The sequence below is a fragment of the Streptomyces sp. RLA012 genome, assembly GCF_056270325.1.
On the sequence record NZ_JBWDPA010000002.1, the window covers coordinates 7,938,820 to 7,952,364 of the forward strand.

At 70.9% G+C, this 13,545-nt stretch carries 13 protein-coding genes; 6 read left to right on the plus strand and 7 right to left on the minus strand.

What is annotated here, in order from left to right:
- Positions 1–114: 114 nt before the first annotated feature.
- Entirely contained in the window at positions 115–768 is a 654-nt protein-coding gene (locus tag RV986_RS36405; RefSeq protein ID WP_475921431.1) for a hypothetical protein, read from the plus strand.
- A gap of 14 nt (positions 769–782) precedes the next feature.
- On the plus strand, positions 783–1,415 hold the full coding sequence (locus tag RV986_RS36410) for a hypothetical protein (protein WP_475921432.1): 633 nt from the start codon (positions 783–785) through the stop codon (positions 1,413–1,415).
- A gap of 116 nt (positions 1,416–1,531) precedes the next feature.
- Here RV986_RS36410 and RV986_RS36415 read toward each other — a convergent pair whose 3' ends face one another.
- Positions 1,532–1,936 (minus strand): DnaJ family domain-containing protein, encoded by a 405-nt coding sequence (locus tag RV986_RS36415; protein ID WP_475921433.1) that lies wholly within the window; start codon positions 1,934–1,936, stop codon positions 1,532–1,534.
- 155 nt (positions 1,937–2,091) lie between these two features.
- Here RV986_RS36415 and RV986_RS36420 point away from each other — a divergent pair, with 155 nt between their 5' ends.
- Entirely contained in the window at positions 2,092–2,487 is a 396-nt protein-coding gene (locus tag RV986_RS36420) for a hypothetical protein (RefSeq protein WP_475921434.1), read from the plus strand.
- Positions 2,488–2,542: 55 nt separating this feature from the next.
- Here the strand turns inward: RV986_RS36420 and RV986_RS36425 are convergent, their stop codons facing one another.
- Together RV986_RS36425 and RV986_RS36430 are read right to left on the minus strand one after the other, a co-directional pair.
- A complete protein-coding gene (locus RV986_RS36425; RefSeq protein ID WP_475921435.1) occupies positions 2,543–3,214 on the minus strand; it encodes an O-methyltransferase in 672 nt (223 codons plus the stop codon).
- Positions 3,215–3,268: 54 nt separating this feature from the next.
- Entirely contained in the window at positions 3,269–3,415 is a 147-nt protein-coding gene (locus RV986_RS36430) for a hypothetical protein (RefSeq protein WP_475924746.1), read from the minus strand.
- 301 nt (positions 3,416–3,716) lie between these two features.
- Here RV986_RS36430 and RV986_RS36435 point away from each other — a divergent pair, with 301 nt between their 5' ends.
- Positions 3,717–5,852 (plus strand): bifunctional glycosyltransferase 87/phosphatase PAP2 family protein, encoded by a 2,136-nt coding sequence (locus RV986_RS36435; protein WP_475921436.1) that lies wholly within the window; start codon positions 3,717–3,719, stop codon positions 5,850–5,852.
- 72 nt (positions 5,853–5,924) lie between these two features.
- Here the strand turns inward: RV986_RS36435 and RV986_RS36440 are convergent, their stop codons facing one another.
- Complete coding sequence (locus RV986_RS36440; protein ID WP_475921437.1) at positions 5,925–7,160, minus strand: cytochrome P450; 1,236 nt, start codon at positions 7,158–7,160, stop codon at positions 5,925–5,927.
- 538 nt (positions 7,161–7,698) lie between these two features.
- Between RV986_RS36440 and RV986_RS36445 the strand changes: the two genes are divergently transcribed.
- The gene (locus RV986_RS36445) at positions 7,699–8,868 is read left to right on the plus strand and encodes a steroid 3-ketoacyl-CoA thiolase (protein ID WP_475921438.1); all 1,170 of its coding nucleotides are present in this window, start codon (positions 7,699–7,701) and stop codon (positions 8,866–8,868) included.
- Positions 8,869–9,126: 258 nt separating this feature from the next.
- On the opposite strand, the gene RV986_RS36450 is transcribed toward RV986_RS36445, so the two are convergent.
- Positions 9,127–9,816 carry a YoaK family protein gene (locus tag RV986_RS36450; protein ID WP_475921439.1) on the minus strand — a complete coding sequence of 230 codons (690 nt, stop codon included), beginning with the start codon at positions 9,814–9,816 and terminating at the stop codon, positions 9,127–9,129.
- Positions 9,817–9,912: 96 nt separating this feature from the next.
- Positions 9,913–10,872 carry an alpha/beta hydrolase family protein gene (locus tag RV986_RS36455; RefSeq protein WP_475921440.1) on the minus strand — a complete coding sequence of 320 codons (960 nt, stop codon included), beginning with the start codon at positions 10,870–10,872 and terminating at the stop codon, positions 9,913–9,915.
- A 328-nt stretch (positions 10,873–11,200) separates the two neighbouring features.
- Here RV986_RS36455 and RV986_RS36460 point away from each other — a divergent pair, with 328 nt between their 5' ends.
- The gene (locus RV986_RS36460; protein ID WP_475921441.1) at positions 11,201–12,967 is read left to right on the plus strand and encodes a PE-PGRS family protein; all 1,767 of its coding nucleotides are present in this window, start codon (positions 11,201–11,203) and stop codon (positions 12,965–12,967) included.
- A 96-nt stretch (positions 12,968–13,063) separates the two neighbouring features.
- Here the strand turns inward: RV986_RS36460 and RV986_RS36465 are convergent, their stop codons facing one another.
- A complete protein-coding gene (locus RV986_RS36465) occupies positions 13,064–13,477 on the minus strand; it encodes an aggregation-promoting factor C-terminal-like domain-containing protein (protein WP_475921442.1) in 414 nt (137 codons plus the stop codon).
- Between the last annotated feature and the right edge of the window lie 68 nt (positions 13,478–13,545).

Consider the following 13,545-nt stretch of genomic DNA (forward strand, 5'->3'; position numbering starts at 1 on the left):
GACGGGTTCGGGACGGGTTCGGGACGGTTACGGGACGGGGCCGTTTGAGCGTGGACTTCCGGGCAACCCGGTTCGAGAACCGGCCCGTCGGGTCGAGAACCCCGGAAGGCACCCATGTCCACAGGCCTCATCATCGCTCTGATTGTGATCGTGATTGTGGCGGTCGCCGTCGTCGCGGCCGCTCTGAGCCTCCTGGCCCGCAGGCCGCAGGGCGGGCGCACACTGCGGCGGCGCTTCGGGCCCGAGTACGACCGGGCCGTCGCCCAGCACGACGGTGACACCAAGGCAGCCGAGAACGACCTCGCCGAGCGGGTGAAGCAGCATGGCTCGCTGCGGGAGCGGCCGCTGGAGCCGGCGGCGCGCGAGGAGTACGCGGCCCGCTGGGCGGTCGTTCAGGAACGCTTCGTCGACTCGCCCCAGGAGGCGGTGGCCGAGGCGGACCGGCTGCTCGCCGAGCTGGCCGGTGCCCGCGGCTTCCCCGACGGCGGGCGCTACGAGGAGCAGTTCGCCGCGCTCTCCGTCCACCACGCCGACCAGGTGCACGGCTACCGGCGCGTCCACCAGGCCACACACACCCGTACCCCGAACGGCCCCGGCGGCACGGAGGAACTCCGTGCGGCCATGGTCGAGGCCCGCGGCCTCTTCGAGGAACTGATGGCCCCGGGGCGCCGGGACACCGAGCGCTCCGCGGAACCCGTTCCGGACGACCGTCCCCACCGGTCCCACATGCCGTGGGCCCCCACCAGGCGCCATGCGAAGGGGAGTTGAGGAAGGTGAAGAGGATGACATCGGACAGCGGCAACAGCTACGAGGACAGCCCGCGCCGCGAGGCGACGAACACGAGTCGCGAGGCGACGGACCCGCGCCGGGAGACGACGGACCCGCGCCGGGAGGCGAGGGGCCCCGCCGCTGAGACCGGCGAGCGCGCCGCGCCGCCGGGCACGCCCGCCGACTCGGCTTCGTACGACCGGGGAGAGGGACCCCGGCGTCCGGCAGACAGCACGGCGTCCCGCGAGGCGTCCCCCCGTGAGGCGTCCCTCCGTGAGACGGCGGAGCCCGCGCGCACCGGACAGCGCGACACCGCCCCGCGCGCCAGTGGGAACGGCAACGGCAGTGGCAGGGGAAGCGGCAACGGCGACGCCGCGCTACTGACGCACGACGAGTGCGACAAGTACGCGCTGCGTCTGCAGCACGCGGTCGGTGGCTTCGTAGACGGGCCGCGGGCGTCCGTCGAGGAGGCCGACCATGTCCTCGAAGAGCTCACCGCCGAGTTCACGGACGCCATGGCCCGGCGCCGCCGCACGCTGCGCACGACCTTGGAGGCGGCCGACGCGGGTGATTCGGCCGACACCGAGAAGCTGCGCCTCGCCCTGCGCGACTACCGCGAGGTCGCGGAGCGACTGCTGCACCTCTAGGAGCCCGAAGAGCCCGAAGAACTTGAAGAGCCCCGAAGAACTCGAACCACCGCGTACGACCGTGAGGCCGCGTCCCGGACCATGTCCCCGGGGCGCGGCCTCACGTGTCGACGGGATCACCCGGTCCGGCGCTCGCGCCACTGCCGGACGATCTCGTCGACGTCGTACGGCTTCAGGCCGAGGGGCGGCCCCGGCGGCGGTTTGAACATCATCTCGCGGATCTTGGTGTTGATGTCCTCGACGATCCGTCGGACCACCGGCTCCGAGGGGGCCACGGACGCCGCCGCGAGGGCGTCCTCGGCCTCCTTGCGCAGGGCCAGTGTCGGCGGCAGCACCGACAGTCCCTCGCGGGCCATCTTCCGCTTGATCCACCACAGTTCGTCGTACGACGTGTCGGTCACGTCGGGCATCGGCTTGCCCGCGCCGGGCAGGTCCGCGAACTCGCCGCGGGCCTCCGCCTCGCGGATCTGGCGGTCGACCCAGGACTCGAAGCTGACGCCGGGTGGCTTGCGCTCGGTCATACGTCCATTGTGCCGGAGGAGGCCCGGTCGGACGATCGGGCGATTTATCATGCGGCGGCGGCGCGTCAATCATGTTCGGCACCAGGACGGTTGAACCGCCGCGACTCGATGGAACCGATGAAACGCTCGAACCGCCGGAACTCGAAGGAGCGCACGTGCTCGAACTCACCATGGCCTCGGTCACCGGGACGGACGCGGGCGCGACGGCCGGAATGCTGATGGCCGACGCACCCAGCGAGCCCGGCGCGATGCTGCGGGTGGGCCGGGACCGGGCCGTGTGCCGGCTCGCGACCCCCGACGACTGGCTGTTCGTCTCCCGGGTGCACCTGGAGTTTCTGTGCGGCCCGGAGGAGACCTGGCAGGTCACGTGGCTGCGCGGATCACGCCCGGACCCCTCCTCGGAGGTACGGCTGACGCTGGCCGGGCTGCCGACCCGGCCCATCCCGTACGGCGGGACGGTGACGCTCCCGGCGGGCGGTTCGGGGGAGATCGTCATCCTCGACCGCACCGGCCCGCACAGTGTCAACGTGGGCTTCTATCACGAGCCCTGAGATCCCCGAGCCCTGAGATCCCCGAGGCCAGAGATCCCGGGAAAGCCCGTCCGGGTCAGGCCAGCACGCGTGCCAGCGCGAACCCGTCGTACCCCTTGCTGCCCACCGTCTGGATCGCCGTGCCGCTCAACTTCGGGTGGGCGGCGATCAGTTCGAGTGCCTCCCGGGTGCCTCGCACACTCCGGTCGGTGCTGTCCGCGTCGGTGACCCGGCCGCCGCGCACCACGTTGTCGACGACGATCAGGCTGCCGGGGCGGGTGAGCTTGAGGGCCCACTCGACATAACGCGGGTTGTTCACCTTGTCCGCGTCGATGAACACGAGGTCGAACGGCTCGGGGTTCTCCTCGGCCAGCTTGGGCAGCGACTCCAGCGCGGGGCCCACCCGTACCTCGGAGATCCCGTCGAGGCCCGCGCGGGCGAGGTTGCGGCGGGCGACCTCGGCGTGCGTGGCGTCGTACTCGAAGGTGATCAGCCGGCCGTCGGCCGGGAGCGCGCGGCCCAGCCAGATCGTGCTGTAGCCGCCGAGCGTGCCGATCTCCAGGATGCGACGGGCGCCCTGGATCTGCGCGAGGAGCTGGAGCAGCTTGCCCTGGTTCGGGGCGACGGCGATGGGCGGCAGTCCGGCCGCGTCGCTGTCGCGCAGAGCTGCTGTCAGGGGCTCGTCGGCGGGGGAGAGGAGGGCGGCGAAGTAGTCGTCGACGTCGTTCCAGAGCTGCGACTCGCTCATGAACCATGCCTTTCGTATGCCTAGTTAGATGCGCTAACTAGTCCCGCGGCAAATTTAGTCCACCCGGGCCCGCCGTTCCACAGGGTTGCGGTTCAGCGCGTCGCGGAGCGAGACGGAGGCGTTGAAGCCGATGAAGAGCGAGCCGTAGCGGACCTTCGTCGGGAAGAGCGCGGGCAGCGCGGCGGGCATCGCGGCGGGCATCGAGGCGGTGAAGCGCGGTCAGGTGCACAGTGCACGTAAATGTGCTGTGTGCAGGAGTGACGGCCGGGCCGTGAGTGGTCTTTCGACGGCCTGTCTGTGATCTATGTCGCGAACGGCGGGGGGAACCGAACCGTTCTCGCACTATCGTCATCCGGACAAAAGGCGGGAGGCCGTCAGGTGAAGAGGGGGTTGCCTGCGTCTCTCAGCGGGGGCGTGCGAGCCTCATGGGGGCTGGACAGGGCCCGACCGCAGGGGAGACGCGGGATGAACGGGACGAACGGGGCGGGAGGGCCGACGGGGCGTGGCGAACGTTGAGCACGGCAGGACAGCGGGTAATGCCTTCGGGGCGGGGGCGGCGGAGACGGCCAGAGCACGGCTGCGCACGATCCGCATCGGGCTGTGGCTGATCGCCGCCGTCCTCGCGGTACGGCAGGTCACCGTCGTCCTGAGCACCCCGAAAGGGGAACGGCTGACCGACCTGGAGACCTGGGTCGGGACGAACGGCGTCCTGCATGTGAAGGGGTCGCTGTACGACTCGACGCAGTTCACCGGCACCCCCTTCGGGGGGCTGGTCCTCAAACCCCTCACCCGCGCCGCCGAGCAGGCGCTCGGCTGGGGCTGGACCTTCGGCAGCCTGTCACTGGTCGTCGCGCTCGGCCTGGTCGCGGCACGCGCCCTGCCCCAGCCGGTGAGCCGGCGGACGTCCCTGCTCGCCGCGCCCGTCGCGATCAGCCTGCTGATGCTGTCGCTGCCGGTGCGCAACGCCCTGTATCTCGGCCAGACCAGCATCATCCCGGTGCTGCTCGTCCTGCTCGGCTGCTTCGCCGTCCGCGGCGAACGCGCCTCGGGCGTGCTCATCGGCGTCGCCGCCGCCCTGCAGCCCACCGTGCTGCTCTTCGCGCCGCTGCTCTGGTTCACCGGGCGCCGCCGCGCCGCCGAGTCCACCGGCCTCACCTTCGCCGGTCTCACCGCGCTGGCCTGGGCCGCGATGCCGCACGACTCCCACACGTACTGGGTGCACCACCTGGCGGGCGTCGGCCTCGGCGGGGACGCCGACGACCTCGCCAACCAGTCGCTGCACGGCGCGCTGCTGCGGCTCGGCCTCAACGGCCCGCTGGAGATCGGCCTGTTCCTGCTGCTCGGCGCGGGCGTCGCGGTCCTCGGCCTGCGCCGCGCCGTCCGGTACGCGCGGGACGGGCAACTGCTGCTCGCCGTGGCCATCACCGGCTGTGTCGCCGTCGCCGTCTCGCCCACCACCTGGCAGCACCAGCTGCTGTGGGTGCTGTTCGCCGTGGTCGGCCAGGTCGGCAAGAAGACCTCGGACCGCGCCATGTGGCCCGTCGCCGTCATCCTCGTCATGAGCCTGCCCGCGAAGATGATGCTGCCGAACATGCCGGCGCTCTACCCGCTGCGGGACAACGTGGTGCTGCTCGCCGCGCTCGCCGCCGCCACCCTCGTACCGTTCCTGTCCCGCACCTCGGAGTACTACCGGGCGCCGATCCCCACCGAGTACGCGGAGCCGGTGCCCACGCTCCCCCAGAGCCCTGAAGGCCTGGGAGGTACCCCCAGGAAGCGGGTGCCGCTGCTGCCCTTCCTGGGCCGTGTGTTCACCCGCCCCAACCTGCTGCTCGAACTGCTTCTGATCCGCGTCGGCTACTCCGCCTACCAGCAGGTCAGACTCGCCGCGACGGGCGGCACCAACGCGGGCGGCCGGAGCACCGCCGAACACCACGGCGACCAGATCCTCTCCATCGAGAAGTTCCTGCACATCGACATCGAGCACTGGGCCAACCACGCCGTCTTCAAGGTCGAGTGGCTGCGGGACTTCTTCGACTTCTACTACGAGTCGTTCCACTTCGTCGTCCCGCTCACGCTCCTCGGCGTCCTCTACGCCCGCCGCCCCGGCGACTACCGCTGGGCACGCTCGGCGCTCGGCTTCGCCACCCTCTTCGCGCTCGTCGGCTTCTGGCTCTACCCGCTCGCCCCGCCGCGGCTGATGCCGGGCCTCGGCGTCATCGACACCGTGCACGGCGTACAGGACTTCTCCAAGCCGGACTACGGCACGCTGACCGCGCTGACCAACCAGTACGCGGCGATGCCCTCGCTGCACTTCGGCTGGTCCCTGTGGTGCGGTCTGGTGATCGCGGTCCTGGCGCCCAGGTGGTGGATGAAGGCGCTCGGGCTGCTGCACCCGCTGTTCACGGTCTCCGCGATCGTGGCGACCGGCAACCACTGGGTTCTGGACGCGGTGGGCGGCGCGGTCGTCGTCGGCGCGGGCTTCGGCCTGACCCACCTTCTCCAGGGTCCGCGGCCGAGGGCGCTGATGAAGCCCGTGGAGGTCGGTACGAAGGTGCCGGTGCCGGCGAGGGAAGGCAGTCCTGCCGGTCTCGGCCGGGGTCTCGGGTTCGGTCGCGGGGGAGGCAGGGGCAGGGCGTAGGGAGGAGCCCCTGCCTCCCGCGGGACGGGCCGACGGGCACCGGGAGGCCGTCGGCCCGAGCGTGCGGCGCGGTCAGCCGGCGTCGACCTGGAGTTCCTTGACGCCGTTGATCCACGCGGAGCGCAGCCGGCGCGGGTCGCCGACCAGGGTGAGGTTCGGCATCGCGTCGGCGATCGCGTTGAAGATCAGGTCGATTTCGAGGACGGCGAGCGACTTGCCGAGGCAGTAGTGCGGGCCTCCGCCGCCGAAGCCGAGGTGGGGGTTGGGGTCGCGGGTGATGTCGAAGGTGTCCGGGTTCTCGAAGACGTCGGGGTCGTGGTTGGCGGAGGCGTAGAAGAGACCGACCCGGTCGCCCTTCTTGATCTGCCTGCCGCCGAGTTCGGTGTCCTGGGTGGCGGTGCGCTGGAAGGAGACGACGGGGGTCGCCCACCGCACGATCTCCTCGGCGGTGGTCGCCGGACGGTCGCGCTTGTACAGCTCCCACTGCTCGGGGTGGGTGAGGAAGGCGTGCATGCCGTGTGTGATGGCGTTGCGGGTGGTCTCGTTGCCCGCGACGGACAGCATCAGCACGAAGAAGCCGAACTCGTCGGAAGCGAGGTTGCCCTCGTCCTCCGCCGCCACCAGCGTGCTGACGATGTCCTTCGCCGGGCACTGCTTGCGGTCGGCGGCCATGTTCATGGCGTACGAGATGAGTTCGGCGGCCGACTCGGCGCCGATCTCCTCGGTGATGGCGTACTCCGGGTCGTCGTACGCGATCATCTTGTTGGACCACTCGAAGATCTTGATGCGGTCGTCCTGGGGGATGCCGATCAGCTCGGCTATCGCCTGGAGAGGCAGTTCGCAGGCGACCTCGGTGACGAAGTCGAAGGGCCCCGAGTGGGCACGCGCGCCCTCGACGATCGCGTGGGCGCGGGACCGCAGCCGCTCCTCCAGCGCACGGATCGCCCGGGGCGTGAAACCGCGCTGCACGATCTGGCGGACGCGGGTGTGCTCCGGCGGGTCCATGTTGAGCAGGATCAGCCGTTGGGCGTCGATCGCGTCGCGCTGCATGTGCTCGTGGAAGCGGATGATCGCGGTGTTGAGGTAGGAGGAGAAGATCTCCGGGTGCGTGGAGACGTACTTGACGTCCGCGTGCCGGGTGACCGCCCAGTAGCCCGAGTCCTGGAATCCGGCCAGGCCGGCCGACTGGGGGATCCAGCGGACCGGTTCGGCCCGGCGAAGTTCGGCGAACTCCGGTAGGGGCACGCGGTGTTGCAGCACATCCGGGTCGGTGAAGTCGAACCCGTCGGGCAGCGCGGGACAGGGCATCGGCGACCACCCACCATTCTGACGGTCCATCAGGAAATGTGAATTGCCGTGAAGGTAGTAACGGGTTCTACAACTCGCAAGGGGTGTGGCGAGTCGAATTACCTGCGGGGCCCGTGCCGCGCTCGCCGCGCCTCCGCGTCAAGTCCGCACAGGGCTCGGCCCAGTTGTCACTTCCGGGGGGTGCACGACTCTTGCGGCGTGGGGGTTCTGCTCCGCAGACTGCACTCAGAACTAGTACACGTTCTAGTTCGGCGTGGTGGGTGGGCCGGGACGCCCCGCGCTGCGCGGGTGAGCGAGGCATGTCCGGCGGATCGGGCTGGACTCGGCCGACGGCACCCAAAAAGCATGGGTGAGCGGGGTCCGGTGCGTGCAGCTGCAAGGCGGAGGAGAGAGTCGACGCGATGGGGGTCCCCCTGTTCGGGCGAAGCCGAGAACCTGGGGGAGTCGGCGACCGACGACAACGCCGCAGATGTGCGTGCCGGACCCCGCGGCCCAGGCCTGATCTGCCGGACAGGCCTTGAGGAGAGGACCTAGCCCCATGGCTGCGGAACCCGTGATCGTGGAAGCCGTACGTACCCCCATCGGCAAGCGCGGTGGCGCGCTCGCCAACCTCCACCCCGCCTATCTCCTGGGCGAGACCTATCGTGAACTCCTCGGCCGCACCGGCATCCCCGCCGACTGCGTCGAGCAGATCGTCGGCGGCACGGTGACCCACGCCGGCGAGCAGTCCATGAACCCCGCGCGTACGGCCTGGCTCGCCATGGGCCTGCCCTACGAGACGGCGGCGACGACGGTCGACTGCCAGTGCGGCTCCTCGCAGCAGGCCTCGCACATGGTGGCCAACATGGTCGCGGGGGGCGTGATCGACGTCGGCATCTCCTGCGGGGTCGAGGCGATGTCCCGCGTGCCGCTGGGCTCCGGCTCCAAGCACGGCCCCGGGAAACCGTTCCCCGACGAGTGGAACGTGGACCTTCCCAACCAGTTCGAGGCGGCGGAGCGCATCGCGCGGCATCGCGGGCTGACGCGCGAGAACGTCGACGCATTAGGGCTCGCCTCCCAGGAACGGGCCGCCAACGCCTGGTCCGAGGAACGCTTCAAGCGCGAGACGTTCGCCGTCCAGGTGCCGACGACCGAGGACGAACAGCGGGCCGGACAGGGCATGTGGCGGCTCGTCGACCGCGATGAGGGGCTTCGCGACACGTCCCCGGAGGCGCTCGCCGGCCTGAAGCCGGTCATGCCGAAGGCCGTGCACACGGCGGGCAACTCGTCCCAGATCTCGGACGGCGCGGCCGCCATCCTCTGGGCCTCGAAACGGATGGCCCGGGCGCTGAAGCTGCGCCCGAGGGCACGGATCGTGGCCCAGGCGCTGGTCGGCTCGGACCCGCACTTCCATCTGGACGGACCGATCGACGCGACGCGGGCCGTGCTGGGCAAGGCGGGCATGTCCTTGAAGGACATCGACCTCGTCGAGATCAACGAGGCGTTCGCGTCGGTGGTGTTGAGCTGGGCCCAGGTCTTCGGGCAGGACCTGGAGAAGGTCAACGTGAACGGCGGTGCGATCGCCCTCGGGCATCCGGTGGGTGCGACGGGGGCGCGGCTGATCACCACGGCCCTGCATGAACTGGAACGGCGGGACAAGGAGTTCGCGCTGATCACGATGTGCGCGGGTGGGGGACTGGCCACCGGCACGATCATTCAGCGGTTGTAGCACTCCATGCGGTGAATGCGGTGAATGCGGTGAACGCGGTGAACGCGGTGAACGCTGGGAATGTGGGGAACGCGGGGAACGCGGCGGGGCCGAAGGTGATGATCGGCCCCGCCGGGTGAGCCCCCGCCCCGCCCAGTACGCCCTGCGGATCACGGCCGGTTCCCCTCGGCCGCCGTGCACGCCGAGACACCTGCTGGATCACCTTCGCGGGAACGGGACATCCTCGGGCCACGGACCACTGGGTCCCCGTGGACACCGTTACTCCCGCCCCGACGCGGTGAGCGCCAGCGCCCCCGCCAGTACCGCCGCGATCAGCAGGGGGATGCCCAGGCCGTGGTGGATCACCAGCCACGCGCCGAGCAGGGCGCCCGCGAGCATGGCGATCACGGCGGCCCTGCGGCGGGGGGAGCGTTCGCCCGGGCCGCCGGCGACCCGGGAGTCGGCGGCGAGGCCGGTCAGGGTCATCGTCAGGACCGTCGTCGTCAGGTCGGGCACGCCCAGCTTGCGTACCGTAGCGTTGCGCAGGCCCATGGCGAAGGCGGTGAGGGCGATCAGGGTGTAGGTGGTCGCGGTGGTGCCCGGCGCCGCGAAGGCGACCGCAGCCGACGCGCCCACGAACACCGCCTCCGCCGCGAGCGTGACCCGCGCCCAGGTCCGGCGCGAACCGCCCCCGAACCGCACGGCGATACGCCCCCCGGCCACGGCGCCCACCAGGAAGCAGCACAGCGAGGTCAGCGAGTGCCGCACCGAGAAGCCGGGCGCCCCGGCGGCGGCGAAGCCGAGGACCACCACGTTGCCGGTCATGTTCGCCGTGAAGACGTGCCCGAGCCCGAGATAGCTCACCGCGTCGATCAGCCCGCTGACCACGGTCAGCAGCAACAGCACCGCCACCAGACGCAGTCCGCGCAGCTCACGGGGCTCGGGGTCGGACGTGCTCTGTGTGCTCATCGAGCCTCCGGTCAGCAGGACGGGCGCGGTGTACGCAAGTGCACCACGAACGCGGAGGACCGTCGGAGACCCGGGCGAAGCGCGTGTCCATTTCGGTTACTTGGACTCGACTCGTCCGAGCGGGTCGGGGGCGGTCGTCAGCGCGTCGCGGGCCGTCTGCCAGGCGGGATCCCCGGGGTAGAGCTCGGTGCGGAGGTAGGCCCAGGTCAGCCGCTGGACGGCGGACACTCGCGCGGGGTTCTCGTCCGTGGTCTCGGCGACGTCGTATCCGGAGACCCCGCCGAGCCCGTGCTCCGCGTCGAACAGGGTGAGCAGCGACTTGGGGCCCGGGGCGAGGACGTACGGATCGGTGTGCCAGTCCGGGCCCCGAACCGTCAGGTGGGCGGAGGCGTCCTTGTCGCCGGCGACGACGAGCGCGGGCGTCGTCATCTCGGAGAAGTCCGTGGTCAGGAAGAAGGAAAGGTTCTCGGTCGCGAACTCGCTGAGGGCATCCCCGCCCCTGCCGGGCGCGGCAAGCAGTACACCCGCCTTGATCCGGGGTTCGGCCAGGCTCACTTCCGTTCCGTCGTGCGGATCGGTGAGCCCGGCGCCCAGCAGCAGGCTCGCGGTGTGCCCGCCCATGGAGTGCCCGGCCACGGCGATCCTGCTCCGGTCCAGGCGCCCGGGGAGCTGCGGGACGGCGGCCTCGACCGCGTCGAGCCGGTCGAGGATGCGCTTCATGTCCTCGGCCCGTGATCGCCAGTACAGGGGCGCCCCGGGGGTGCCGGGGTCCAGGCTCAGCGTCCTGGAGCTCAGATGGGTGGGCTGGATCACGACGAAGCCGTGCGCGGCCCAGAAGTTGGCGAGCGGGGCGTAGCCGTTCAGCGAGGAGAGGTTGTTCGAGGGGCCCTGGCCGTGCGAGAGCAGGATGACCGGCAGGTCGCTCCCGGTCACGGGTGCGGAGACGCGCATCTCCAGGTCCACGGCCCGGTCGGGGGTCGGCAGCGTTACCGGGCTGACCGAGAAGACGGGGGTGGGCGAGTGGAAGGTGTCGGCCGGGTGGGTCGATGCACTCATGATGGGGATTTCCCTTCGACGGTCTCCGCCGCACCGAGGCGCTAAGCGGAGCGTTGTTCCGATTACGATACGGAGCGGTGTTCCGTTTCGTCAAGGTCGAGATCGGGTGCCCGTGAGGTCCTCCGCGGTGCCCCCGGCGCCCTTCCCCCGGAGCGCGTCCGGGCGTCACCATGGCCGCTTGCGCCGCGGGTGAACGAAAACGGGCACACAGGTATACGGCAGAGGCCCGGCGGATGAAGAGACGGATCAAGAGACGGATCAAGAGACGGATCAAGAGACGGATCAAGAGACGGGTCAAGAGACGGACGAAGGGGCGGGTGGGAGACGTATGGACAAGCGGCAGCACGGCGAGGGCGGGCGATCGCGCGCCGGCTCACCGGCACGTACCGCGCCCCTGCGACGCCCCGCCTCCCCGGGCCCCCACCAGGCCCGGACCGCGCTGGACGCCACGCCGAGGACCCCCGCCGAGATGGCGGCGATCCAGCGCGCGGCGGGCAACCGGGCGGCGTCCGTGACCGTTCAGCGGGCGGGGGAGGCAGGCGCGAGCGCGCCCCCCGTCCCTGCTCCCGCCCCCGCTCCAGAACGGTCCGGTCCCGGTGACCGGGGCGCGGCGGTGGTCGAGCGGCTGAGCCGGTCGCTCGAAGCCCATGTCGTCCTGGCGAAGATGAAGCCGAACGTCTGGGCGCCGGGCACCTGGTGGCCGGAGCACTGGATGACCGAGGGGCCCGCGCGTCTGAAACGCACCCTGGAGCGTCGGGTGGTCCGGGGCGAGGCGTTGCGCGCGCAGGAGCTGGAGGACATCCGGATCCTCTCGGAGGTGAACCCCCAGTGGCTGGCCAAGGTGGGTATCGGCACCTGTGCGGAAGCCGAGGAGTACGCCGAGGGGAACTACAAGGACTGGCTGACGGTCCCGCCGGGCAAGCGCCTCCTCGTCGCGACCCTGGTCTTCGACCGGCACGGGCCGGGAAAGCGCCCGCCGGGCGAGCGCGCCCCGATTGGTCCGGACTACACGCTCGGCCGGTTCATGACCACGCAGGCTGCCGGTCCGGAGGAGGGGAAGCAGCCGCTCCGTGACGACCGCGACGAGCAGATACGGCAGACCGCCGTGGACACCCTGCACCCGGCCGGGCTCGATCCCGCCCGACTGCACGCCGACGCGGACAAGCCCGAGGCCGGAGCGTACGCGGCGAAGGACCGGAAGGTCCGTGAGGTCTTCACCTCGGTCCTTCTGGTCCTGCAGCACGGGCTGAAGATCTACCAACCGGAGCGGAACACGCACGTCGACTATCGCGAGGGTGACGTCGTCCGGGCCCTCGCCCACGGCGGTCGGGTCAACATCCGCGTCCCGGCCCTGCGGGAGGGGGAGTCGAGCACGGCCCTGACGGACTTCCTGGGTGTCACCGAGGAGGGCGCGCGTGCGGGGTTCGTCGAGAAGCGCGGTTTCGCCACGCATCGCACCGCCATCGAGAAGAACAAGGGGGACGGGACGGGGGACGGGGAGGACGAGCGGGGCGGCTTCGAGGAGAAGGGCGGGATGCTCGCGTCCGTCACGAACATCCTCGCGCCGGCCACGCCCCGTCTGGGGCCACAGCGTCCCCAGCTCCTGGGGCTGGACATCTCCGGCGGCGGCTTCGGATCGAAGGACTGGAACGGCGACGTGGTCCTGCCGAACGGTTCGTACGGTCACATGCTGCTGGTCTTCACCGCGCCGACCAGGGACAGGGACGGCTCCCTGCTGGTCGGCATCGAGACGATCGCCCCCGGTGCCCGGAGCCCGGTCGGCTACCGGCACGACGTCCGGTCCACCGAGGCCACGGCCAACCCCGAGTCCGTCCTGCACGGCCACAAGGGGGACAAGATCGGCTCCGGCGGTCTCCGGCGGAACGAGCGCCTGGTGGACCTGAGGGAGCTGGGGGCCGCGCAGGGACGCGGGGACTGGCGCGCGTTCCTGGACGACATCAGGCGGAACTGGATCGAGGAACTGGAGCGGACCGAGGACGGCTCCGCCGAGCGACGGAAGGTGTACGAGGATCTCGTCGGCCGACGGCGGCACTTCCACGGGCAGAGGGAAACAGGGGCCGACGACAACGAGTGACGCGGGCAGGGCGAAGGCGGCGGCCCCGGGGATCGGGGGGCCGCCGCCTTCGCGTATGCGGGTGCCGTGGGGCGCCGGTGGTCACCGGGCTGCCGCTCAGTACCAGTTGTGGGCCTGCCAGAAGTTCCAGGCGGCGGCCGGGCTGCCGTAGCGCGAGTTCATGTAGTCCAGGCCCCACTTGATCTGGGTGGCCGGGTTCGTCTTCCAGTCGGAACCGGCGGCCGACATCTTGGAGCCGGGCAGCGCCTGGACCAGGCCGTAGGCGCCGGAGGAGGAGTTCTTGGCGCTGGGGTTCCAGCCGCTCTCGTGCTCGACGATCTTGCTGAAGGCCCTGAACTGCGCGGCGTCCGGGATCATCTTGTGCGCGATCGACTGAGCGGAGGAGGCCGAGGCGGTGGCCGCCTGAGCGGGGGCCGCGGCCAGGATCATGCCGGTGGCGGCGGCGGCCACGGCGGCGGTGGAGAGGGCCTTCTTCGGGGAAGCGATGCGACGGATGAAGGAGACGGACACGGAGAACCCTTTTCTTCGGGGGCAAGGTGATCGCCGCATGCCGGAGCCACACGATGTGTGGTGGGGGG